General features: G+C 65.9%; 16 protein-coding genes. 8 read left to right on the top strand and 8 right to left on the bottom strand.

The genetic code is table 11. The annotated features are described in order from the left end of the window. Positions 1 to 14: 14 nt before the first annotated feature. Positions 15 to 680: a response regulator transcription factor gene (locus tag CA833_RS25010; protein ID WP_142639240.1), complete on the bottom strand. Its 666-nt coding sequence runs from the start codon at positions 678 to 680 to the stop codon at positions 15 to 17. 243 nt (positions 681 to 923) lie between these two features. On the opposite strand from CA833_RS25010, the gene CA833_RS25015 reads away from it, so the two are divergent. Then, positions 924 to 2,561, top strand: a complete 1,638-nt coding sequence (locus tag CA833_RS25015; RefSeq protein WP_207080575.1) for a serine hydrolase — start codon at positions 924 to 926, stop codon at positions 2,559 to 2,561. Between the two features lie 73 nt (positions 2,562 to 2,634). Next, positions 2,635 to 5,340: a TonB-dependent receptor domain-containing protein gene (locus tag CA833_RS25020; RefSeq protein ID WP_207080576.1), complete on the top strand. Its 2,706-nt coding sequence runs from the start codon at positions 2,635 to 2,637 to the stop codon at positions 5,338 to 5,340. 102 nt (positions 5,341 to 5,442) lie between these two features. Here CA833_RS25020 and CA833_RS25025 read toward each other — a convergent pair whose 3' ends face one another. Both CA833_RS25025 and CA833_RS25030 read right to left on the bottom strand, forming a co-directional pair. After that, positions 5,443 to 6,855: an ATP-binding protein gene (locus CA833_RS25025; protein WP_207080577.1), complete on the bottom strand. Its 1,413-nt coding sequence runs from the start codon at positions 6,853 to 6,855 to the stop codon at positions 5,443 to 5,445. 13 nt (positions 6,856 to 6,868) lie between these two features. Further along, positions 6,869 to 7,585 carry a response regulator gene (locus CA833_RS25030; RefSeq protein WP_207080578.1) on the bottom strand — a complete coding sequence of 239 codons (717 nt, stop codon included), beginning with the start codon at positions 7,583 to 7,585 and terminating at the stop codon, positions 6,869 to 6,871. A 166-nt stretch (positions 7,586 to 7,751) separates the two neighbouring features. Here CA833_RS25030 and CA833_RS25035 point away from each other — a divergent pair, with 166 nt between their 5' ends. Beyond that, the gene (locus tag CA833_RS25035; protein WP_207080579.1) at positions 7,752 to 10,028 is read left to right on the top strand and encodes a TonB-dependent siderophore receptor; all 2,277 of its coding nucleotides are present in this window, start codon (positions 7,752 to 7,754) and stop codon (positions 10,026 to 10,028) included. 86 nt (positions 10,029 to 10,114) lie between these two features. Here CA833_RS25035 and CA833_RS25040 read toward each other — a convergent pair whose 3' ends face one another. Further along, positions 10,115 to 12,886, bottom strand: a complete 2,772-nt coding sequence (locus CA833_RS25040) for a DUF5695 domain-containing protein (RefSeq protein WP_207080580.1) — start codon at positions 12,884 to 12,886, stop codon at positions 10,115 to 10,117. 188 nt (positions 12,887 to 13,074) lie between these two features. Beyond that, on the bottom strand, positions 13,075 to 13,827 hold the full coding sequence (yaaA, locus tag CA833_RS25045; RefSeq protein WP_207080581.1) for a peroxide stress protein YaaA: 753 nt from the start codon (positions 13,825 to 13,827) through the stop codon (positions 13,075 to 13,077). 160 nt (positions 13,828 to 13,987) lie between these two features. Between yaaA and CA833_RS25050 the strand changes: the two genes are divergently transcribed. Together CA833_RS25050 and CA833_RS25055 are read left to right on the top strand one after the other, a co-directional pair. Further along, entirely contained in the window at positions 13,988 to 15,094 is a 1,107-nt protein-coding gene (locus CA833_RS25050; RefSeq protein ID WP_242526500.1) for an aromatic ring-hydroxylating dioxygenase subunit alpha, read from the top strand. A 31-nt stretch (positions 15,095 to 15,125) separates the two neighbouring features. Continuing rightward, on the top strand, positions 15,126 to 15,854 hold the full coding sequence (locus CA833_RS25055; protein WP_207080582.1) for a GntR family transcriptional regulator: 729 nt from the start codon (positions 15,126 to 15,128) through the stop codon (positions 15,852 to 15,854). A 57-nt stretch (positions 15,855 to 15,911) separates the two neighbouring features. On the opposite strand, the gene CA833_RS25060 is transcribed toward CA833_RS25055, so the two are convergent. Continuing rightward, positions 15,912 to 18,155 carry a fused MFS/spermidine synthase gene (locus CA833_RS25060; protein WP_207080583.1) on the bottom strand — a complete coding sequence of 748 codons (2,244 nt, stop codon included), beginning with the start codon at positions 18,153 to 18,155 and terminating at the stop codon, positions 15,912 to 15,914. Next, the gene (locus CA833_RS25065) at positions 18,130 to 18,876 is read right to left on the bottom strand and encodes an SDR family oxidoreductase (RefSeq protein ID WP_207080584.1); all 747 of its coding nucleotides are present in this window, start codon (positions 18,874 to 18,876) and stop codon (positions 18,130 to 18,132) included. The genes CA833_RS25060 and CA833_RS25065 overlap by 26 nt, the downstream gene beginning before the upstream one ends. A 247-nt stretch (positions 18,877 to 19,123) precedes the next feature. Between CA833_RS25065 and CA833_RS25070 the strand changes: the two genes are divergently transcribed. Together CA833_RS25070 and CA833_RS25075 are read left to right on the top strand one after the other, a co-directional pair. Continuing rightward, on the top strand, positions 19,124 to 21,256 hold the full coding sequence (locus CA833_RS25070) for a TonB-dependent siderophore receptor (protein ID WP_207080585.1): 2,133 nt from the start codon (positions 19,124 to 19,126) through the stop codon (positions 21,254 to 21,256). A gap of 404 nt (positions 21,257 to 21,660) precedes the next feature. Continuing rightward, positions 21,661 to 22,317 carry a hypothetical protein gene (locus tag CA833_RS25075; protein ID WP_207080586.1) on the top strand — a complete coding sequence of 219 codons (657 nt, stop codon included), beginning with the start codon at positions 21,661 to 21,663 and terminating at the stop codon, positions 22,315 to 22,317. Between the two features lie 1,002 nt (positions 22,318 to 23,319). Here CA833_RS25075 and CA833_RS25080 read toward each other — a convergent pair. Continuing rightward, a complete protein-coding gene (locus CA833_RS25080) occupies positions 23,320 to 23,793 on the bottom strand; it encodes a MarR family winged helix-turn-helix transcriptional regulator (RefSeq protein WP_207080587.1) in 474 nt (157 codons plus the stop codon). A gap of 110 nt (positions 23,794 to 23,903) precedes the next feature. Here CA833_RS25080 and CA833_RS25085 point away from each other — a divergent pair, with 110 nt between their 5' ends. Beyond that, a complete protein-coding gene (locus CA833_RS25085) occupies positions 23,904 to 24,332 on the top strand; it encodes an organic hydroperoxide resistance protein (protein WP_207080588.1) in 429 nt (142 codons plus the stop codon). The last annotated feature ends 5 nt before the right edge of the window (positions 24,333 to 24,337 follow it).

The raw sequence follows: 24,337 nt of genomic DNA on the forward strand, positions 1-24,337 counted from the left end.
CCCCTTGCGTCAGCTCAGGCCGCCTCGATCATGTAGCCGAGCCCGCGCACGGTGCGGATCGCCGGGCCGGACGGCAGCAGCTTGCGGCGCAGGCGGCCGACGTAGACTTCCAGGGCATTGGGGGTGACGGCATCGTCGAAGGCGAAGACTTCGGCCGAGAGACGCTCCTTGGGAATGACCTTGCCGGGGCGGCCCATCAGCGTTTCCAGCACCGCCAGTTCGCGGCGGCGCAGATCGATCACGCTGTCGTCGAGCGAGACGGTGCGGCTCGACCGGTCGAACACCAGCGTGCCGATGCGCAGCACCGGATCCGGCGTGCCCTGGCTGCGGCGGACCAGCGCGCGGATGCGCGATTCGAGTTCGCGCGGGTCGAACGGCTTGGCCATGTAGTCGTCGGCGCCGCGGTCGAGCCCGTTGATCCGGTCGTCGACCATGTCCCGCGCGGTGAGGATGAGCACCGGGGTCAGCGCGCCGCGTGCCCTGAGCCGCGAAAGCACGTCGAGTCCATCGATGTCGGGCAGCCCCAGGTCGAGGATTATCGCGGCATAAGGCTCGGCCCCGGCCAGTTGCAGCGCGTCTTCCCCGCTGTCCAGGCGGTCGACCGAAAAGCCGGCCGCCTCCAGCGAGGCGGCGACGCCGCGCGCCAGCCGTTCGTCGTCTTCAACCAGCAACAAACGCATCAGAAATTCCCCAGATTGCGACCCGTCTCCCTCCCCCGAGGATGTGATATTTCGCCATGCATGGCTCTACGCATAACAAATGCCAAGCCCTTACGTCAGGTTCTTGCAATTGATTGCACAAAAGCTTGACGCTGGGCGCACATGTCAGGTTCATGACAGCGGAGCGCTCTAGCTCTCCCCCTCGAACGCAACACCGCCTGCGCCCTGCGCGGCGGGTTGCGGGATCGAAGGGGATCTTGCGACATGAAGTTGAGCCTGACGCCGATTGCCGGCGTGATGACTGCCATTGGTCTTTCCAGCGTTGCCCATGCGGCGCCCGCCGCCGCTCCAGCTGCAACTCCGGCCTCTGCGGCCCAGATCGCCGCCGTCGACACCGTCTTCGCGCGCTGGAACCATCAGGATACGCCGGGCTGCGCGGTTGCCGTCTCGCGCGGCGGGCAGGTCATTGCGGAGCGCGTCTACGGCATGGCCAGCCTCGAACTGGGCGTGCCGGCCCGGCTCGATTCGATCTACGAAGCGGGTTCCGATTCCAAGCAGTTCACCGCCGCCGCCACCCTGATGCTGGCCCGCGAGGGCAAGCTCTCGCTCGATGACGACATCCGCAAGTATGTGCCGGAAATGCCGGACTACGGCGCGCCGATCACGATCCGCCACCTGCTGCACCACACCAGCGGCCTGCGCGACTGGGGCTCGGTCGCCGCGATCGAGGGCTGGCCGCGCAACAGCCGCACGGCCGACAATCAGGACATGCTCGGCATCCTGGTCCGGCAGAAGGAACTGAACTACGCCCCCGGCGCGCACTACCTCTACAGCAACAGCAACTTCAATCTGCTGGCGATCATCGTCCAGCGCGTAAGCGGCCAGTCGTTGGCGGACTTCACGCACGACCGCATCTTCGTGCCGCTGGGCATGACCCACACCCGCTGGCGCGACGACCACGGCGATGTCGTGGCGGGCCGCACCGGCGCCTACGACTTCGACAAAGGCCTCTATCGCAACAATCAGGTGATCGAGGACGCCTATGGCAACGGCGGGTTGCTCACCACCGTGGGCGATCTGGTGAAGTGGCAGGCGGCGCTCGACGACGACCGCTTCGGCCCCGGCTTCACCGAGGCAATGCAGCAACCCACCACGCTGAACGACGGCACCCGCATCGCCTATGCCCTGGCGCTGGTGAACCTCGACCACAACGGCGAGCAGGAAGTCAGCCACTCGGGCTCGACCGGCGGCTACCGCGCCTGGATGGCGCGCTATCCGGGGCAGAAGCTCGCCGTCTCGCTGCTGTGCAACGGCGGCAATGCCGATACGCCGACGCTGGGCCGCGCCGTCGCCGACGTGTTCCTGCCCGCCTTCAAGGCAAGGCCCTACACGCCCAAGGCGCCGCTGCCGACCGGCCTCTACGCCGATGGCATGACCGGCTTCCCGATCCGCTTCGCCACCGATGCGCAAGGCCAGCTCACCGCCGATGGCCGCGCGCTGGTGGCGGTAAGCGCAGGCCGCTGGGCGCTGCGCGAGGACATTTTCGCCTTTACGAAATCCGGCCTCGTCCGCGAAAACCGCGAGGGCGAGCGCATCCCCTACCGCAAGGTCGAGCAGGTCACCGCCTTCGATCCGAAGGACTACACCGGCCGCTTCTGCGGCGTCGACACCGGCGGCTGCCTGACCTTCCGCCAGCAGGGCGATGCGCTGGTCTATGACGGTCCGCGCTGGTCCGGCCGCCCGCTGACGGTGACGTACGCCGACGTCTTCACCGGCGACGCGCTGCCGCAGTCTTCCGCCGTCACCGTCAAGTTCAAGCGCGATGCCAGCGGCAAGGTCACCAGCCTGCGCTTCGGCGAAAGCCGTGCCTACGACGTCGAATTCCGCCGCGCGGAAGGCTGACGCCCTCCTCCCATTTTTCACCAGGACAGCCGCTCAGGGGCGGCCGGACAAACTCAACAAGGGGTCCACAAAAATGCGTGATTATAACCGCAAGTTCCGCCAGTTGCTGACCGGGGGCACTGCCGCCCTCGGTGTGACCATCGCGCTTGCCCAGCCCGCCATGGCGCAGGACAGCGTTCAAAATTCGGCGTCTGCCGATGAAGCCAGCGATGCCGGCTCCGCCATCTTCGTCACCGGCTCGCGCATCGACCGCAAGGGCTTCGACGCGCCGACGCCGACCACTGTCGTGGGCGAGACCGAACTGCGCCTCGGCGCCCGTCCCAGCATTGCGCAGGTCCTGAACGACCTTCCCCAGTTCCGCGCCACGCAGACCCCGGCCAGCACCGTCGCCAACACGAACTCCAGCGCCTCGGCCATGGACCTTCGCGGCCTTGGCGTCACCCGCACGCTGACGCTGCTCAACAACCGCCGCTTCACCGGTTCGGCCGACCTCAACACCATTCCGCAGGGCCTGGTGAAGCGCGTCGACGTCGTCACCGGCGGCGCCTCGGCGGCATGGGGTTCGGGCGCCATCGGCGGCGTCGTCAACATCATCCTCGACGACGAGCTTGAAGGCGTCACCCTCGGCGCGCAGAACGGCATCTCCTCGCGCGGGGACGGCTATCGCTACAGCTTCGACGGCACCTTCGGCACCAAGTTCGCGGGCGGCCGCGGCCACTTCATGATCGGCGCCGAATACCAGCACGACGAAGGCATTCTCGACCGCAACTCGCGCAAGAACGTCGGCAGCTCGAACCTGTTCTCGCCGGTCGGCGGCGACCATGCCTATATCCTCGTGCGCGACGTCAACGCGTCCAACACCAGCCTCGGCGGCCTGATCACGTCGGGCAGCCTTGCCGGGCAGACCTTCAACTCGGACGGCACCCTGCGCGACTTCCAGTACGGCAGCCAGATCAGCGGCACCACGATGGTCGGCGGCGAAGGCGTTGCCACCAACGACGAATACGCCCTCACCAACCCCTACCAGCGCGTGAATTCCTACGCCCGCGCCAGCTTCGAAGTGGGCGATGCCACCTTCTGGGCGGACGGCAGCTACAGCCGCATCTGGGCCAGCTATCCGTTCTATGCGGAAAGCGGCACTTACACGATCTCGGCCGCCAACCCCTACCTGTCGGACACGATCCGCAGCCAGCTTGCCGCCGCGGGCGAAACCAGCATCAAGGTCGGCCGCGTGTTCGAGGACTACGGCTACCGCAACTTCGACTACTACCGCCAGAACGTGGAAGGCGCGATCGGCGTGGACGGCAGCTTTGCCGACGGCAAGTGGCGCTACAGCGCCTATTACAGCCACGGCGAAATGCGCAACATGCAGAGCTACCACAACCAGATCACCGGCACGAACCTGACCAACGCGCTGGATGCGGTGACGGATTCCAGCGGCAACATCGTCTGCCGCGTGGCGCTGACCGACCCGGATACCGCCTGCGCCCCGCTCAACATCCTGGGCACCGGCACTGCCAGCCAGGCCGCCATCGACTATGTCTTCGGCAACACCGCCCGCGCCGTCTACACCACCAAGCTGGACTCGATGGGCGGCAGCCTGCGCGGCGATCCGTTCTCGACCTGGGCGGGCCCGGTCTCGATCGCGGTCGGCGCCGAAGCGCGCTGGGAAGAACAGGTGACCAGCGGCCTTGACGCGGTTTCCGCCGCCAAGGGCTTCAGCCGCTTCAACTTCTCGCCGCTCAACGGCGGCTTCAACGTGCAGGAGTTCTTCGGCGAAGTCGCCGTGCCGCTGCTCGACCAGCCGTTCAGCAAGCTCGATGTCAACGGTGCGGCGCGCTACAGCCACTACAGCACCAGCGGCGGCATCTGGTCGTGGAAGCTGGGCCTGACCGACCGCATCTTCAACAACCTGCTGCTGCGCGTCTCGCGTTCGCGCGACATCCGCTCGGGCAGCCTCAGCGAACTGTTCACCACCACCACCACGAGCTTCTCGACCGTGGCGGAGAACGGCAACACCTACTCGGTCACCCGCTACGGCGGCGGCAATGCCGACCTGAAGCCCGAAATCGGCAGCACGCTGACGCTGGGCGCGGTGTTCACGCCCTCGTTCCTGCCGGGCTTCAACCTCTCGGTCGACTACTACAACATCAAGCTGCGCGACGCGATCACCTCGCTGGGTGCGCAGGACATCGTCTCGGGCTGCGACAACGGCAATACCTCGCTGTGCAGCCAGATCGTGCGCGATGGCTCCGGCGCGCCGACCACGATCTACACCACCTACATCAACCTGGCCGAATACAAGACCAAGGGCATCGACATCGAGGGCACCTACCAGTTCCCGCTGAGCACGATCGCCGCGAACCTGGGCGGCAACCTGCGCCTGCGCGGCCTTGCCACCTATGTTCCCAAGGTCCTGATCAACGACGGCACCACCACCGTGGACCGCGCGGGCGACGTCGGCGACAACGTCAGCTTCGGCACCCCGCACTGGCGCGCCAGCGGCATCGTCACCTACACGAGCGACACGTTCTCGCTCGACACCCGCGTGCGTTATGTCGGCGGCGGCAAGTTCAACCATGCGCTGGACATCGCCAACAACGACATCTCGGCCCGCGTCTACGTCGACCTCGGCGCACAGGTGAACATCGACAAGTTCACCCTCTTCGCCAACGTCAACAACCTGTTCGACCGCGATCCGCCGCTGACCACTTACGGCGCGATCCACTACGACACCATCGGCCGCTATTTCACCATGGGTGCCAAGGTTCGTTTCTGAACCACCCGGATGAAGCGTGAGGGATGGCGGCCTTTCGGGGCCGCCATTTCTTCGCTCCAGACGCCGCGCGGGCTTGCCCAGCAAGCTTGACGCAAGTTGATATTACGTGCGGCAGCCCCCTCGGGGAAGCCGAAGATTGGCCTCCAGCCCACCCCCGGACCGGTTGCGCAGCCAGAGCGTGCCTTGATGGGCCGCGGCAATATCGCGGGCGATGCTCAAGCCCAGGCCAACGCCGCCGGACGCCACGTTCCGGGAATCCTCCTGCCGGTAGAACGGTTCGAACACCAGGTCGAGCGCCTCCTCCGGTATGCCCGGCCCCCTGTCCTGCACCGTGATGGCGATCTGCGCGGGACTTGCGGAAACCACGATCTGCGCACTGCCGGCATAACGCAGCGCGTTCTCCACCAGATTGCCGATACAGCGCCGCAACCCGTTCGGAAACCCGGCGATCCTGCCGTTGGCCGATCCGCTCAGCGTCACCGCCGCCCCATGGTCGCGCAAGTTCGCGACCATTTCCCCCAGCATCACGTCGAGATCGATATCTCCGGTCAATTCCTCATCGACGCCGCCTTTCATGAAGGACAGCGTTGCATCGACCATCCCCTCCATTTCGACCAGATCCTTGCGGAAACCCGCCTTCTGCGTCTCGTCAGGCAGCATTTCGGTGCGCAGCCGCAGGCGCGTGATGGGGGAGCGCAAATCGTGCGACACGGCGGCCAGAAAGCGGGTGCGCTCCTCTATATGGCCGACCACCTTCTGCTGCATGGCGTTGAATGCCTCGGCGGCGCGGCGCACCTCGCGCGGGCCCGAGGTTTCCAGCGGCGGGCTGTGAATGTCGCGCCCCAGCGCCTCGGCCGCATCGGCCATGCGTTTCAGCGGCGTCATCCCCAGCCGCACGGCGAACCAGGTCAGCAGCCCGACGATCAGGATGCGCAGGGCATAGATGCGCACCACATAGTCGGCGATGGTCCCGACCCGGTCCAAGTCGGCCCCGTTCTCATCCTCATGCCCCTCGGCCAGCAGCCAGGGATCGGCGGGATCGCAGCGGACGGCGACGCGAAATTGCGCGGCCGGTTCCTGCGCGGACAGCATCGCCCACGTGTTCGCGGGCCGCCCGCGGTCGTCCAGCAATTGCGCACTGATGACCCTCACCTCCACCGGTCGGCCCAAGTGCACGCGCATCGTGTGCTGAAGCAGCGCAGACGAGCGCTGCACGTCCTGCACCCCAGCTTGCGGCGCCGGCAGGTGCGGGGCGAAGCGCAGCGAAAGGCCCGGCGCCTGAAGCGCCGCCATCAATTCGGCGCGGTCCCGGGGCGGGCGGGCGTCCAGCAGGCGCAGGGCGTCGGCCACACGCGTGGCGAAAACGCGCGCCGGGATCTCCAGCATCTGGCGGCGGCGGCTTTCGAACCAGATGGTGCTGGTCAGCAACTGGGCGAGCAGGAGCCCGGCGACAAGGATGCAGGCAATCCGCGCCGACAGCGAGGCGGAGCGATTGCCCTTGCGGAAAATCGGCATCAGCGCGCCCCGTTCAGCCCCCGTTCGCCACATCCACCGCCAACACATATCCGCCATTGCGGACGGTGCGGATCAGCGACGGGCTGCGGGCATCGTCGCCCAGAAGCTGGCGAAGGCGGCTGATGCACATGTCGATCGCCCGGTCGCTCGGATCGCGCTCCCGCCCATAGACCTCGCGCGCCAGAAAATCCCGGCTCAGCGTCCGGTAAGGGTGGCGCAGCAGCGTGCGCAAGGCAAGGAAGTCCGATCCGCCCATCGCCACGTGCCCAGCCCCGTCATCCTGCTGAAGCAGGTTGCGGCGGGTATCGAGCTGCCATCCGGCAAACCGGATCGTCTCGGGCTCAGGCGGCGGTGCCTGGAGCGCCGAGCGCGCTGCCCGGCGCAGCACGACGTTGATCCGGGCCAGCAGCTCGCGAGGGTCGAACGGTTTGGCGAGATAATCGTCCGCGCCAAGTTCGAGCCCGACAATCCGATCGATCAGCGCGCCGCGTGCGGTGAGCATGATGATCGGAATCTCGTGCCGCGCCGTCAGCGCCCGGCAGAGCGTCAACCCGTCCTCCCCCGGCAGCATGAGGTCGAGAATGATCAGGTCGGGCCGGTAGCGTTCCAGCAACTGCCACATCTCGTCGCCATCCGCGGCGCCTTTCGCGCCCATCCCCGCCTCGCACAGATACGTGCAGAGCAGTTCGCGGATGTCGGCATCGTCGTCGACGACCAGAATATCGGTCACGACGGATTTACCGCTGCATACCGGTGGATTTCAACGCCCGTTACATGACGTGACAAAGGGCCGGAAGGCCTGACAAAATTGCACAATTCCACGGATTTACCCCAAGCCCTTCGGTGATAGTGGGCGCCTCTGTTGCGAATGAATTGCATTATAAGGGGCTTTCACCGTGAAACCAACCTATTCCGTGCGAACCGCTGCGCGCGGCTCGCTGGCAGCGCTTGCCGTCGCCCTGTGCTGGGTTCAGCCCGCCGCGGCCGAGGACGCGGACACCCCGTCGATCGTCGTCACCGGCCAGCGCACGGAAGAGACATCGTCCTACACCGGACAGGAAGCCAGCATCGCCATCGGCCTGCCGCTGACCCTGCGCGAAACGCCGCAGACCGTCACCGTCGTCACCCGCCAGCTGCTGGACGACCAGCAGATCGAGACGATCGACGATGTGCTGGCCACCACGCCGGGCGTCACTTCCTATTCCAACGACAACGCGGGGCGGACCAATTACCGCGCGCGCGGGTTCGAGATCACCAACTACCGCATCGACGGCATGCAGGTGGATGGCCGGAGCAGCCTGACCAGCGGCGGCGCCTCCACCAACATGGACCTCTATGACAGCGTGCAGATCGTGCGCGGCGCCAATGGCCTGCTGGGCGGCACCGGGGATCCTTCGGCCACGATCTACCTCCAGCGCAAGCAGCCGACGACCAAGCTGGGCGCGGCCGGCATGCTGACGCTGGGCAACTGGGACAAGCGCCGGGTGATGGCCGATCTCAATGCCCCGGTCACGGCCGACGGCGCCGTGCGCGGCCGCCTGGTCTTCTCCGACGAGAGCACCGACACGTTCCGCGAGCGCGAGCACATCGACCGGCGCGGCGTGCTGGCCAACTTCGCGGTCGACCTTGGCCCCAAGACCGTGCTGAACGGCGGCGTCCAGTACGAGCGCACCATCAACAAGGGCGCGACCTGGGGCAGCAACGTCTCGATCTGGTTTGCCGACGGCACGCTCGCCCACCTGCCGCGCAGCACCAATCCGGTCACCGACTGGAGCGTTGCGCGCCGCAAGGCGACCACGGCCTTCGCGAACCTCCAGCATGAATGGGACAACGGCTGGCGCGTCCGGCTGGGCTATGCGCGCACGGACGGCAGCGCCTACAACAACATGGGCATCGCCAAAGTGAACAACGCGGCCCGCAACGTCGGCGGCTTTGCGGGCTTCTGGAATCAGGACGGCACCGGCGCCTACCTCAATGCCTTCCATTCCGAAGCGGATAGCGGACGGGACAACATGGATGTCTCGGCCAATGGCCCGCTGCATCTGTTCGGGCGCGAACACCAGTTGATGATCGGCATCAACGGCTATTGGGACCGGATCACGCAGTACACCTTCAGCAATGCCCTCGGCAATTGCAGCATCGCCGGTGTGACGGCAACGCCCTACAGCGGCTGCCAGTACCGCGCGGCCGGCCTGCCGATCGACGACTGGCGCAGCTGGGACGGGTCCTATGCCAATTTCGAGACCTTCCGCACCGATGCCCGTTCGGTGGACAAGACCCGCAACATCGGTGGCTACGTGGCGGGCCGCTTCAGCCTGATGGACGGCCTGACCGCCATCGCCGGCGGGCGCATCAGCGACTACAAGGCCCATGGCGGCGATTACACGGCAAGCAACGTCTACACTGCCGACGCCGCCGTCACGCGGGAAAAGGGCGTGTTCACGCCCTACGCCGGGCTCGTCTACGACGTGACGCGCGAAATCTCGCTTTATGCCAGCTACACCGACATGTTCACGCCGCAGGGCAATTTGCGGGACGAGAACGACAAGCTGCTCGATCCCGTCACCGGCTCCAGCTACGAGGCGGGCATCAAGGGCGCGTTCTACGGCGGCAAACTCAACACCTCGCTCGCCTTCTACCGCAACAAGCAGAGCAACGTTGCCGAAAGCACCGGCCTGATCCACGAAACCACGGGCGAGACGATCTACCGCGCCGTCAGCGGCGTGATCTCCAAGGGGATCGACCTCGATGCCTCGGGCGAGGTGCTGCCGGGCTGGAACCTGTTCTTCGGCTACAGCTACCTGGATGTGAAGGGCCTTGGCTACCAGCGCGATCCGCACCACGTGGTACGGCTTTCGACCAGCTATACGCTACCCGGCGCACTGGACCGCCTGACCATCGGCGGCGGCATTTCCAGCCAGAGCAAGACCGAATGGTCAACCAATCCCGGCCGCCCGCTGGGGGGCGGCCAGTACGATGCCGCCAATCTCAAGGTCGCCGGCTATACCCTGGTCAACCTGATGGCGCGCTATCAGGTGACCGACAACATCCAGATTTCCGCCAATGTCACCAACCTCACCGACAAGACCTACTACCGTCAGTACGGCTTCTACGACGGGCTGATCTACGGCGAGCCGCGCAGCTACAGCGTAACCCTGCGCGCGCGGATCTAGGCGGTAAATTCGTGCAATACACCATGCCGGGGCGATCCGCCCCGGCATGGCCTTCGCGGGCTTGCGTCCCGACCGATATTCGCCGGTCAGCCCTTCACGCCAAAGATCCGCGTGGAACGGCTGCCCCGGGCAATCCGGATCTCGAAATGACCGGGTGCGACTTCACGGGCCTCGCCGGAGGCGGTATGCAGCCGTATCCCCGCGTCCTTGCCCGCAGGGGATGAAACGATCATCCGCACGCTGCGCGCCGGGCCCTGCGCGTGTTCGATGACCGCTTCCCATGCGCTCAGATCAGGTTTCAGGGCAATCGAGGCGTTGGCGGCAAAGCGGCATCCGCCCTGCACTTCAAGGTCGAGCCCGGCCGTGCCAAGGCGGGCATGGAAACGGCGGCGCACCCCATCGCGCGGGCTGACGAGCAGGCGGCCCTGCTCTTCGCGCCATTCTCCGCCCATCGCGATCCGGCCGAAAAGATCATCATCGACCAGCGTGGTGCGCGCCGCGCGCAAGGCCCCGCAAAAGCCCAGATCGATCTCGCACGCGTAATACCATGAGCCATGCCGGTGGGGCTGGTTCAGCCAGGTCTCGCCCAGGGCAGCGGGCTCGAAACCGCCGCCCGCGCCGCCATCATTGGCAGCGCCGGGATACCAGTAGCCATAGCCGCTGTCGGGCGTGCCGCTGTTGAGCAAGGCCCAGCTGCTGAGCGCGGCGGCATGGCCCAGACGCAGCAGGGGGCGCGGATCGTCGACATCGTGAAGCGCATGGTCGAGGATCGCCCAACCGCCCATCTGCGCCATATAGCTGAGCGTATAGGCATCACCCGCAGACGCCCGATAATCCGAGCCGAGGTAGTAATAGGAGGGCTGCAACCACCCGCGGCAGAACAGGTTCGCCTCCATCTGGGCGCGGTTGAAGGCGCGGACCTTGTCGGGCGCAAACCGCTCCGGCCGGTCCATGGCATAGCGGGCGATCGCCTGCGTGGATTCAAAGCCCGTGGAATCAAAGGCATACTCCGAGACGTAGAGGTCGCTCACCTCATTCACGAAATGGTGGACCTTGGCCTCCCACAAGGCGGCAAGCTCCTGGGCCTCATCCTTGCGCCCTTCGCGGCGCAGCGCATCGATCACATCGGGGATCACCAGTTCGTTGTAATAGCCGATCGAGTTGGCATCCCAGTCCGCGACCTGCCTGGGAATGACAAACATCGCCCTGGCCGTGCCAAAGGCACGCTCCAGATAGGTGGCCGCCGAAAGGCGCGTGCGCACGTCGGGGTGGTCGCGGGCGATCCGGTACAGCGAGAAATACATCACGGCGATGTGCGGGTAATCATAGACGCGCCAGATGTGCATCTGCCCGCGCGGGCCCGGATCGCTGCTGGTGCGGTTGCGGTGCCAGTCCGGAATGCCGTAAATGCCATAGGCCTGGCTTTCCGCTGTCGAGCGTTGCAGGCCGCCCCAGACGAAATGCTCGACATAGTCATCGAGCGCATCGATCTCGGCCTGCACCGGGAACTCGGCATTCTTGGCGGCGAGAAAGGCCGGTTTCGACAGGCCGGGATCATCGCAGGTGACTTCGTAGATCCGCCAGCCCGTGATGCGGTCGTAGTTGTCGGGCCCCAGGAGGGTCTGCGTCTCCATGTTCCATTCGGCCAGAAGCCCGTTGTACCATGCCGCGGGATCGCTGTGCCGGTGGGCGGCGATAAAGGCCCCGCGCTTGGCGATCATCGTCTCGACGGCCTGGGTGACGAAGAATTCGAGCGTGGTGATCCCGCCGTCCGCCTGACGCACGGTGATGTGATTTTCGCCCAGTCGCTCGAAACGCAGGACATAGACCTGGCGGTTCGCGCGCTGCCCCGCCGCCGCGATCCTCGTCTCGGCCCCATGTTCGGCGATCAGCGCCTCCACCGGCACGCGTGAGCCAAACGAGAGGCGGACCTCGCTGCCGACAGGTACCGTCATGCCGGGCACGACCTCGACATCGAGCAGGCCATGGTCGGCGATGGCGCGCCGCATGGCATCCTGTCCATCGACGAGGAGAAAGCGGACGCCCATCTCGCGACTTTCGCCCGCCGGAACGATCAGGCTGCTGGCAGGAAGGCGCCAGCGCGACCCCGCCTTGCGGACAGCGGCGACCTGGGCGGCGGCATGGAAATAGACGCGGTACAGATCGGACGAGTCCTTGGGCGCATCCCAATATTCAAGGGACGAGCCCTTCTCGGGCAGCATGGCGAGCCAGGGCTTGCTCACATCCTTGTGCCGCCAGAAAACATGGGAAGACTGGCCCGCGATAAAGCTGTGCTTGAGCAAGGCGTCCGGGTCTTTGTTGGTATCGTCGATCCTGTTGATCGGCAAAGGCAGCGCCACGTCGCCAAACTCGACGGGAGCGGCGGTGGCGTTCTCGATCCTGACCAGGACCTTCAGGCATTCGCCATCGAGCAGGAGCCGGCAGGAGAGGCTCACCCCCTTGGCGAGCGGGTACTGGATTTCAGCCCCTTGCCCGGGCAGCGCCTCTATCGCCCCTGACATCCCGGCGGTATCAAAGCGCGACCACGCCCCCCCTTGCGCGCGCCAGACGCCGCACAGGTTGCCCAGCCTCGCCCCCGCTTTCAGAACATCGCCGCTCAGGCGCCCGCTCGCATCGCGCAGGCTGGTGATGCGCCCCTTGTCCCAGCCCACGATGAAACGCCCGCCGGGAATGGCCAGCGTTTCGCTCACCTGACGCACCTGTGGCGTGGCGGCACGAAGCGGCCGCGTAGTGGCCATGGCCAGAGCGACAAGGCTGCTGCCGAGCATGGCGCGGCGATTCACCCTGGCGGCTGTGGCAAAGGGGACCACGGGGTGTGATCGACGGATTTTGAACATGTGCCGGCTCCATAGCTATGTGCTCGGCTGTTCAATTCAGGGGAACGACAGCGCAAACCTCAACAGAATGGTATTTAGTATACCATGCATGTCAAGCTCTGGCATGATCGCGGGGTAAGGGAGGTGCTAGGTCTCCTCGAACGCTCCGCCCGGGGCGCCGATCACAACGGCCCAGGTCCCGCGCGCACTCACGCGCGGGTGAACCGCCAGCGGTCGGGCTCGCTCGCCTCTTCATCGAAGCGATAGCCGTCGCTGTCGAAGCCGCGCATCGCCTCGATGTCGGTGATGTGATGCTCGCACATCCAGCGCGCCATCATCCCGCGCGCGCGCTTGGCGTTGAAGCTGATGAAGCGCGGACCGTTCGGTCCGAGCTCGCGGAAGTCGACGTCGACCACGCGCAGACCTTCCAGCTTGCCGGAGACCGCCGCGAAGTACTCCTGGCTGGCAAGGTTGAGCACCGCGCCCGAACCCTCTTCGGCCACCTGCTCACGCAAGTATGCGGCGATGCGGGAGCCCCACCAGTCGGTCAGGCTCTTGTGGCGCGGGGCCCAGCGGGTGCCCATTTCCAGTCGGTAGGGCCGGATCATGTCGAGCGGGCGCAGCAGCCCGTAGAGGCCCGAGAGCATGCGCACGTGATCCTGCGCGAAGGCGACGCCCGCCTCGTCCAGCGTATGCGCCTCAAAGCCGGTGTAGACGTCACCCGCAAAAGCGAAGAGCGCCTGGCGTTCGGGCAGTTCGGGGAAGTCGCGATAGCGGTCCGCGTTCAGCTTCGCCAGCTTGGGCGAGATATGCATCAGTTCGGACAGCCGCTTCTGCGTCAGGTTCGACGCCGAACGGGCAAGACCGAGCGCTTCCTCGGCAAAATGCGGGGTGGTCGCGGCGAGGGGCGGCAGCACACGCTCGAAGTCGAGCGTCTTGGCGGGAGACAGCAGGGCGATCATGGCGAGAGGCGGTAGCGAGGGGGCGCGGCGCCGTCAAACCGGGGCGTTATGCCCGCTTGGCAAACCCGGCCCGGCCCTACCCTTCTGTTGCCCACCCATGTTGACATTGGATCCAATTGGAGGATTATTGGATCCAATAAACAAGAATCAGGAGTGGACGGTGGAAGGTGAAACCCAGACCATGACCCGGGCGGCCGACAGGCCGGCACCGGCCAAGCTGGCCCCATGGCCCCGCAATGCGTGGTACGTCGCCGGCACGCCCGACGAGATCGCCGATGGCCCACTGGGCCGCACGATCTGCGGCGAACGCATGGTCATTTTCCGCGGCGCCGATGGCGAAGTGGCCGCGCTGGAGGATTTCTGCCCGCACCGCGGTGCGCCGCTGTCGCTGGGCTTCCTGCGCGATGGCGAACTCGTCTGCGGCTATCACGGGCTGGCGGTGAACTGCCGGGGCAAAGTCGCCGGGATGCCGGGGCAGAAAGTCGGCGGTTTCCCGTCTGCCCGCCGCTTTGCAGCCCTGGAGCGTTACGGCTTCCTCTGGGTCTGGCCCGGAGACGCAGACAGCGCCGATCCGGCCGCGCTCCACCCTCTCGAATGGGCCGAGAGCGACGAATGGGCCTATGGCGGCGGCTATTACCACATCGCCTGCGACTACCGGCTGATGATCGACAACCTCATGGACCTGACGCACGAGACCTATGTCCACGCCAGCAGCATCGGCCAGAAGGAGATCGACGAAGCGCCCGTGCGCACCCGCGCGGACGCCCGCGAGGTCGTCACCAGCCGCTTCATGGACGGCGTGAAGGCCCCGCCATTCTGGCAGATGGCGCTGCGCGGTGCCGGTCTTCCCGCGGACGCGACGGTCGACCGCTGGCAGGTCTGCCGCTTCTCCCTGCCCAGCCACGTGATGATCGAGGTCGGCGTCGCGCTGGAAGGCCTGGGCGGCTATGACGCACCGGACGCGGTCAAGGCCTCCAGCATCGTGGTCGATTTCATTACCCCGGAAACAGAGACCAGCCACCACTACTTCTGGGGCATGGCCCGGCGCTTCGCAGTCGCGGACACGGCGCTGACCGACACCATCCGCGAAGGCCAGGGCAAGATCTTCGGCGAGGATCTGGAAATGCTCGAAAGCCAGCAGGCCAACCTCTCGCGCTGGCCGGAGCGGCGCCTGCTCAAGCTCAACATCGATGCCGGCGGCGTCCGCTCGCGGATGATGATCGATCGCGCCATCGCCGCGGAATCGCCATCGTGCACCGGGGTTTGACAGGAACGCCCGTCACCGGCGAAAGCGGGTCATGGACACTGCGGACCGTACCGAAGCCAAGCCCGCCCCCAGGGCGCCTGACAGGGTGAAACCCGGCCAGCACGTGATCATCTCGCTGCGGCGGATGATCGCGCAAGGCCGCTTCGCCCCCGGCGAGCGCATCGGCGAGATCGCCACGGCCGAAGCGCTCGGCGTCTCGCGCATGCCGGTGCGTACCGCCCTGCGCGCGCTGGAGGCGGAAGGACTGGTCGAGAAGCTCGGCGCGCGGGGCTATGCGGCGCGTTCGATGACGGCCGCCGAAGTCGAAGGCGCGATCGAAGTGCGCGGCGTGCTGGAAGGGCTCGCCGCCCGCCGCCTCGCCGCACGCGGCCTGTCCGCCGCCGAGGCCGTGCGCTTTTCCGAGTGTCTGGCGCGCGGCGAGACGATCTTCGCCAAGGGCACGCTGGCACAAGACGAGGTGGACGCCTTCCACGACTACAACCGCGCGTTCCACGCCCTGCTGGTGGCGGCCAGCGGCAATCCCTCGATCGCAGAGGCCATCGCCCGCAACGATCACCTGCCGTTCGCTTCGTCCTCCGCGCTTGCGCTCGAAAGCGATCCGGCCAGCGAGTTTGCCCATCTCCTGGCCGCTCACCGCGACCATTGTGACGTGCTGGATGCCATCACCCACCGCGACGAAGAGCGCGCCGAACGAGCGATGCGTGCCCATGCCCGCGCGGCGCTTGGCAGCGAACGCCTGTTCCGGCGGCTGACGCCCTAACAGTCCGTTTGAAAATCCGCCCCAGGCGTATTTTGGCGGCACCGACGCTCTAAAATCTTAGTTGGCAAAACTCTCCCAGCGGATGAACGGCAGGATCGAGGCGTGGTCATCGCTCCATGCCTTGGCGCCGGTATCCTCCAACGGTGTCCAGGGATGGCCCGGACTGCTGCGCACCAGCGCCTCCAGTACCCCGGGCTTGCGCGACAGCGCGATCCAGCGCGAGGGCGTGTAGCGATCCCGGTCGGCAGGGTTGTCCAGCCGCGACAGCGCCGCCAGCCCGCCGTCCCGGGCATTGGCGGCAACCACCGGTTCGAGGTCGATGTAACGGTTGGAGATGTGCAGCATCAGTAACCCGTGCGGGCTCAGCGCGCGGGTATAGACCGCCAGCGCCTCGCGCGTCAGCAGGTGGACGGGGATGGCGTCCGAGGAGAAAGCGTCAATCACCAGCACGTCGAACGCGGCGGGCGGCAGCTTGCCCAGTTCCAGCCGGGCATCACCGATCACGACGTTTGCCTGCGGCGTGCAGTCGCGCAGATAGGTGAACTTCCCGGAGGTCGAAAAGCGCAGGATTGCCGGATCGATCTCGAAGAACGTCCAGCGCTGCCCCGGCCGGGCCTGGCAGGCGAGCGACCCGGTGCCGAGGCCGACCACCCCGACCCGCGCATGCGGCCCCTCGATCGCCGGTGTTGCCGCCAGCGCCAGCCAGACACCGGAACCGGGGCCGTAATACGTCAGCGCATCGCGGGCATGGGCGGGATCGAGCGACTGCTCGCCGTGCAGCGTAGTGCCGTGCGCCAGCGTGCGCATGCGCTCGCCCTGGCGGTCGTGGACGGTGTAGATGCCGAAATAGCTGCGCGTCCGCTCACCCGACAGCGTGGCGCGGATCGTCCAGATGCCACCCTGCGCCACCATCGCCAGCACCAGCACCGCCGCGAAGGCCCCCCGCCATGCCATGACCATCACCCCGGTGCCGACGAGGAAGATCGTCAATCCCATGGCGACCAGCCCGTCCTCCGCGCGCAAGGCATACTGGTCGAGCTGCCAGCCGAGGAACGCCGCGAAAGCCAGCAGCATGGCGAGGGCGATGCGCGCGGGGCCGCGGTCGATCGCATCGCCCTCGGACCAGCGCAGCAGCGGCTCCAGCGGCATCAGCAGGGCCGCTGCCAGGACCAGCAGCGGATGCTCCCAGGCCCAGTCGAACACCAGCGGCGCCACGAGCGCGGTGAACACCCCGCCCAGCGCGCCGCCCGCCGACATCGCGAGATAGAAGCGCGTCAGTTGCGCCGGGCCGGGCCTTAGGTCGTAGAGGCGGCCATGCAGCGCGCTCGCCACGCAGAACAGCAGCAGGCACGTTCCGCCCGCGGCCCATAGCGTGCCCGATCCGTTCGACAGCATCGCATAGCTGCCCGCAAACAGCACCACCACCGGCGCGATCCGGGTCACCGCCCGGACCGGGCCGCGCCGGTCCGCAAAGGCGGTCACGAAGCTCAGCAGATAGAGCCCCAGCGGGATCACCCAGAGCAGCGGCATCGCAAAGATGTCGGTGGTGAGATGCGTGGTGGTCGAGAGCATCAGCCCGGAAGGCACGGCCGAGAGCAGCAGCCAGAGGCCCACGGTGCGCCAGCCCGACGCGGGCCCTGTCGCTTCCTCCGGCACTGGCATATGCACCGAAGGCCGCCCCCAGCGGCTCGCCCCGGCCAGCGCGACAAGGAGGACAAGCAGCGCAAAACCACCGGTCCAGACAAGGCTCTGCCAGCGCAGCGACAGCAGCGGCTCGGCCAGCAGCGGATAGGCGAGTAGCCCTGCGAAACTGCCGAGATTGGAGGCCGCATAGAGCGCCCATGGCGCCCCCGCCTGCGGATCGGCGGCGAACCAGCGCTGCATCAGCGGCGCCTGCGCGGAGACCACGAAAAACACCGGGCCGATGCTGAGGCCCAGCAGCAGCGGCACCCACAGCGCCTCGGGCAGGCCCGGCAGCGGCGGCAAGGCGACCAGGCCGACCGGCAGGGTCAGCCCCGCCAGCACCAGCAGCCCAAGATGGACCAGCACCTGCCGGCGCAGCGACAGCCGCCCCAGCGCGTGGGCATAACCATAGCCCGCCAGCAGCAGCGCCTGATAGACCAGCATGGCGCTGTTCCAGACGTTGGGCGCCCCGCCGAGGCGCGGCAGCGCCATGCGCGCGACCATCGGCTGGACAAGGAACAGCAGGAAGCTGCCGATCAGGATCGTCGCGACGTAGAGCCCCCGCGCCGCACCTTTGCCTGCCTTCACGGATTCAGAAATGCGCAAGATACCCGCCATCGACGCCCAGGACCTGTCCGGTGACGTAAGACGCCTCCGGCGAGGCCAGGAACAGCACCGGGCCGACGATCTCCTCGGGCCGCCCCCAGCGCCCGAGCGAGGTGCGCCGGGCAAGGTGCTCGGCAATCGCCGGGTCGGCCACCATCGCGGCATTGGCCTCGGTCGCGAAATAGCCGGGCGCCACCGCATTCACGGTGATCCGGCGGGGACCGAGTTCGGCGGCCAGCGCCCGGGTCAGTGCGTCGAGCCCGCCCTTGGCCATCGTGTAGGCGGCATCGCCCGAACGCGCGATCTGCCCGGCGATCGAGGTCACGTTGACGATGCGCCCGCCCTCGCCCATCGCCGGAGCCAGCGCCCGGGAAAGTTCGAAGGCGGCGACGAGATTGACCTCCAGCATCTGCCGGACCGCGGTCCGATCCAGTTCGGCGAGCGGCCTGCGGTCGCGGTGTCCGGCGTTGTTGACGAGTATCCGGATCGGCCCGTGCTCGACCTGGGCGGCGGCGATCGCGCGGTCCATCGCGGCTTCCTCGGCCAGGTCGAAAAGCACCGGGAAGGCACTGCCGCCTGCGGCACGGATCGCCGCGATCACCGGCGCTGCCCGCTGCAGACTGCGGCCGTGGACCAGCACCGTCGCGCCCTCCGCCGCCAGCCCCGCGGCGATTTCCCGCCCGAATCCGGCGCTCGCCCCGGTGACCAGCGCGGTCTGTCCGTCAAACCTCACGGCACGGCTCCGGGGAGGGCCGAGGAACCGAGAGGCTGAAAACGCGGGAGGAATCTGTTCATGCCTCCCGATACCTGCGGCAGCGCCGGAGGGCCAGCACCTTGGCGCCGCCCGAGAGTGACCGAGGCGCCACACAAACAGGGCACAAGGTACCGTTCGCACCACAGGACGTTGACTTGGCGCCGCTCCCGCCTAAGAAGCAGGCCTTGTTGCGATTGACTCGCAGTTGCATAAACAGGAGGAAACGGTGATCGACACCAAGGGGCGCCACAACAGCACATTCATCCGCAACGGCGCATCGCGCTGCGCGCTGGCCGTCATGGCATGCAGCGCCCTGCTGCCAATCACGGCGCATGCCGATGACGCCGACGCTGCCGGCAAGAAGTCCGACCGCGACATCGTCGTCACCGGTTCGGTGCCGCAGGACTATGTCGTCGACTCGCAGGGCAGCACCACCCGCCTCGACCTTTCGCTGCGGGAAACCCCGCAGGCGGTATCCGTCATCACCCGCGCCCAGATCGAGGACTTCGGCCTCAACACCGTCGACACCCTGCTGCGCCGCGCCACCGGCGTGAACGTCGACAGCGCCGAGACAGACCGCACCTATTACAACGCGCGCGGCTTCGACATCGTCAACTTCCAGTTCGACGGCATCGGCCAGCCGCTCAGCTACGGCCTCCAGAACGGCCAGATCGACACCTCGATCTTCGAGCGTGTCGATGTCGTGCGCGGCGCGACCGGCCTGCTGTCGCAGACCGGCAACCCGTCCGCGGCGATCAACTTCGTGCGCAAGCGACCGACCAAGGACCTCGGCGGCTACGCCAGCCTCAGCTATGGCTCCTACAACGAGGTGCGCGGCGATGTCGACGTCAACACCCCGCTTACCGAGGACGGGGCGATCCGCACGCGCTTTGTCGCCTCCTATCAGGACGGCGATTCCTACCTCGATTCCTACCACACCTCGCGCCTGACGCTCTACGGCGTCGCCGCCGCCGACCTCGGCCCGGACACCGTCGCCACGGCCGGCTACTCGTGGCAGGAAAGCGATCCGCGCGGCGTTACCTGGGGAGCGCTGCCCTTCGTCTATGCCGACGGCTCGGCGGCGAGTTACAAGCGCTCGGCCAGCACCGGCCAACCGTGGACACGCTGGTATTCGCTCGACCGCAACCTGTTCGGCGACATCACGCACGATTTCGGCGGCGGCTGGACCGGCAAGGTTTCGGTCCTGCGCCGCGCCCGCAATCAGGATTCCAAGCTGTTCTACGTCTATGGGGCGCAGGACACCACCAGCGGCGAAGGCCTCTATTCCTGGCCGGGCGCCTATCTCGACAGGCTTCGCGAAACCACCATCGACGCCAACGTGACCGGCAAGCTCGCCATCGCCGGCCGCGAGCATGACGTCGTGCTGGGCGTCAATTACGGCGAATCGCGCCTTGTCGAACAGGAAGCCAGCGATGCCGACGCCATCGGCGTCTCGCTGCCCGGCAATGCGGCGTTCGACGGCTCGTTCCCCTACCCGGACTTCGGTGACTACAGCGTCGCGGCCGACTACACGACCAAGATCACCAGCGCCTACGGATTGCTCCGCCTGTCGCTGGCCGATCCGCTCAAGGTCATGCTGGGCGCCAACGTGACCAACGCCAGGCGCACGGGAACGAGCTACGATACGCCCTATGCCTTCGACAAGACCAGGTTCCTGCCGTTCGCGGGCCTGACCTTCGACCTGGCCGGCAACATCACCGCCTATGCGAGCTATGCCACGATCTTCAGCCCGCAAGTCTATCTGACGGCCGATCGCTCGAACATCGCTCCGCTGGAAGGCGAGACGTACGAGGCCGGCATCAAGGGCGAATGGAATGACGGCAAGCTCACCGCGGCCATCGCCGTCTTCAAGACCAGCGAAGACAATGTCGCCGAATCGATCGGTTTCGACACCGATCTCGGGCAGACCCTCTACAAGGGCGTGAACGCAAAATCGCACGGCGTCGAGGTCGATCTGGCCGGTGAAGTCCTGCCCGGCTTCCAGGTTTCGGGCGGCTATGCCTGGACCGACATCGAGGACGATGACGGCAACAACGCCCGCGCCTTCATCCCCCGCCACACCCTGCGCATGAGCGCGACCTACACGCCGCAGTTCCTCCCCGCCCTGCGCATGGGCGCCTCGGCCCGTTACCAGAGCAAGATCCACAACGACTACATCGAGCAGGACGGTTATGCGATCGTCGACCTGATGGCCCGCTATCAGGTAACGAACAACGTCTCGCTGGCGGTCAACCTCGATAACCTGACCAATGTGAAATACTGGACCAGCCTGCAGTGGGATCAGGCCTACTACGGCGCCCCGCGCACCGTGCGCGGCACGCTGGGCGTGAGCTTCTAGACCGCCAAACCGCACGCATCACATGCTCCAGTCGGGCCGAATGGCCCGACTGGAGCATGCCGCAAGGTCTGCTCGCCGATTTTGCAACGCAGGCCCGCCCTTGCGCACACGGCGGAAGCCGAAGAACCGGCAACGGCAAACGCGACCCCGCCCACCACACTCTTCCACGCGGCAGACAGCTTCGACGCGTTCAGCCTGAGCGCAAGGCGAGGACAGAACGCACGAGCATTATGCCATCGCGCATTGGCTAGCTTGGGCCGGTTGCGGAATGTCGCGTCATCGCTGGGAAACAGCGGATAGCTGCCTATCCGCTGTGCCAAGCGAATTACGCTGGAACGCTCCCAAATTTGTCGTTCAGTAAACACCGACATTGCGAACGAACTGGGCACTGATAAGAAGCATTTATGCAACAGAAAATTTGGCGGCGGACCAAGAGTGGAATGATTGCGACAGGCATAGTTCTCGCCATCCTGATTTTTGCCATCATTTCACTTGTCGTCGTGCAGCGGCACTACATCGCACAGTTCAACAGAACATATGAACGGCCCCTGCTGGTCGATCCTGACAATCCCGTCCTCGCAAGCGCCCACCGATTGCTCAGTGAGTTACCCCCATCGTCAAGCGATAACAGCCTTCGATTTGCAGTGATGCCTTCGTTCGGCAAGCGATGGTTTGCTGTTTCCCTCGTCGAGACGCGGGGAAAAGGAATTGGACAGACAGTGATAGTGCGGCCTGACGGAAGCCTCATTTCGCGTCAGTCGTTTGAAATGCCACTGTTGGATTTGAAGCAGTTTTTTGAGGTATGGGATGAGATTAGCGACAGTTATTCGGGGGAAGGTCGTAGTTTGATGGATGGCACCGCCCTGGCATTTGAACGCAAACGTAAGCGGCAGTTCACATCTGGAGTTGGGAACTCACCATGTCACTACGACGTGCTAGGAGACTGGGCAGCGCAAAGGCTGTCGCCTTGGGTGTCGGAACTTTCGGATTTACGTGACCCGATTTTGCCGCAATTGCTAAAATCAAAGAACTGCAATCGTTCGATGTTTAGTCTGAGATAACTGCCGCCCCGCGCCTTTTCGGCCCTTGAGCGGCCTACTTGGGCGCTAGCAGGCTGCTCTCACGCGCCCATTGCGGACGCGGCGCTGTTCGATCTAAGGTCTAGCTGAAGAGGCTTCTCAATATGGCAAACATCTCGAAGACCACGCGTTTGATCTTGGTCACTGCCTTTGCTGCGCTTTTGATGGCCTTGGCTATGCATCGCCTCGATGGGCCATTCACGGGCGATTGGAGCACGGTAGTTTTGAGCGCCGCTCTCTTTGGGGTGGCGTTCATGTGGGATGGTATCGCGAGCTATTGGAAGAGATAGGGCCGTCCGCTTTCCACTCCTCGGCACCGCTGACGGGCCAAGTCGGCGAAGGGAACCGGTCGGTCCGCTCCCAGGCGCGCCAGATTGGCCCTCGAACGACCAACTAGGGCGCAATGCGGTCTGACGGCACACGCCCCGTTGCAGCCGCAACATTGCCGCCGCTCCTCCATCGTCTATAAACATTGATGGGGGTGACGATGAGAGTGCTGCTGCTAAGTATAGTGCTGACCGGATGCTCCACGCCGGACATCTATCCGTCACGTGACCATGCCTACTGGGATCAGCCCACCACAGGATGGTATTGGGTCGCCGAGGGCGTTGAAGCTGCTGCCGTTATTAAGGCAGCGGCGGGTTGTGGCGCGCAGGTGGACGGCAGCACCGCCAATCATGGGCTGGTGCCGCCCGGCTTCTCTACGGGCGTTTTTCGTTTCGTTGGTGAGAACAGCGCGTCGGCTCGCGAGTGCACTCTGGAACGCCTACAGGCTGTCACTCAGCTAACTACGTACCTGCGATGAGCGCGGGCACTACCTTGTTCGCGGTGCGCCAAACGTCGGCCTACCACCCATCCCAGCTGCTGACGAACCCGCCCGGCAGGGGAAACCGGACCGACCGCTGCTCGGCGCGTCAATTTGGCCTTCGAACGACCGACTAGGGCGCAAAGTCCCGTTAAATCGACAGCCTTAGCCAAAGAGCCTCAGCGCGCGCCCGCCTGCAAGTTGCCGCGCAGTACCTTTAGCTGGTCGTTGAGCGCGATCAGTTCCTCCACCGCCATGCCGGTCGCTTCCAGCACTTCACCGGGCACGCAGCGCGCCTCGCGCAGCACTTCGCGGCCTTGCGCCGTCAGCGCAAGGCGCACCACCCGTTCGTCGGCGGTGTCGCGGCGGCGGGTCAGGAGATCGCTTGCCTCAAGCCGCTTGAGCAGCGGGGTCAGCGTGTTGGATTCGAGGAACAGCGCCTCGCCCAGTTCCTTCACCGTCTGGTCTTCCCGCCGCGAGAGCGCGATCAGCGTGATGTACTGGAGGTAGGTCAGCCCCAGCCGATCGAGCAGCGGCTTGTAGAGCCGATTGAACGCCAGCCCGGTGGAATAGACCGAAAAGCACAGGAACTGTGCCAGCGGGCCTTCGGGATTGGCGATCAGGTCGTCGAGGTTCGGAGCTGCCTGGGTCATGCTCCACATATAAATCGCGCACGATTTAATCGCAATCCTTGACACGAATCGCTGTGACGAGCATTTAGATCGCACACGATCTAATCGCTAACGACCAAAAGGAGCCTACCATGTCGATCAATCCGCTCTACAAGACCAGCGCCACCGCCACCGGGGGTCGCGACGGCCAGGCCCGCACCGATGACGGCCGCTTTGCCGTCACCCTCGGCACCCCCAGGGAACTGGGCGGCAACGACCAGGGCAACAACCCCGAACAGCTTTTCGCCTCGGGCTATGCGGCCTGCTTCCTCGGTGCGATGAAGTTCGCGGCCAGCCAGGACAAGGACCTGCCCCGCGTGCCTGCCGACGCCAGCGTCAATGCCACCGTCGGCATCGGCCCGCGTTCGGACAAGGGTTTTGGCCTTGCCGTAGCCCTGGTGGTTTCGCTGCCGGGCGTCGATCGCGCCGCCGCCGAAGCGCTGGTCGCGGAAGCCGACACCATCTGTCCCTACAGCCACGCCGTGCGCGGCAACATCGAGGTCACGCTGTCCGTCGCCTGACCTGC

The sequence above is a fragment of the Novosphingobium sp. KA1 genome, from assembly GCF_017309955.1.
In the GTDB taxonomy this organism is placed as follows: Bacteria; Pseudomonadota; Alphaproteobacteria; order Sphingomonadales; family Sphingomonadaceae; genus Novosphingobium.